1 protein-coding gene is annotated in these 410 nt (G+C 67.3%); it reads left to right on the top strand.

Annotated features, from left to right (window positions below; all coding sequences use genetic code 11):
• The coding region (locus tag EVC45_RS45195) for an extracellular solute-binding protein (protein ID WP_129964423.1) at positions 1-410 on the top strand (410 nt) is incomplete at both ends.

Below are 410 nucleotides of genomic sequence, written 5' to 3'. Positions count from 1 at the left end.
ATCGCCGATCGCGCCGACGGCACCTCCGGCATGGTCGCCAAGGTCAAGGCGTCGGGCGACCGTCCGACCTACGACGTGATCACGCTTGCGGGCGTCGGCGCATCCGGTCTCGCGGACGCGGGCCTGCTGATGAAGCCCGATCTCGACCGCCTGCCGAACCTGAAAGAAGTCGCGCCGCAATACCGCACCGGCGCGAACGGCTTCGGCGTCGGCTATCTGCTGTGGTCCGACGGACTGATCTACAACACCGCGACCATCAAGACACCGCCTGCGTCGTACGAGGCGCTGTGGGACCCGAAGTATTCCGGCCGCGTGTTCCTGCCGCCGCCCGAGTGGGCCGAAGCGGTCGACCTCGCGATCATCGCCGCGAAGATGAACGGCGGCTCGCAGCAGAACATCGAACCCGGCTT

The sequence above is a fragment of the Paraburkholderia sp. UYCP14C genome, assembly GCF_004197395.1.
Lineage (GTDB): Bacteria > Pseudomonadota > Gammaproteobacteria > Burkholderiales > Burkholderiaceae > Paraburkholderia.
This window is presented reverse-complemented; position numbering and strand designations above follow the sequence as displayed.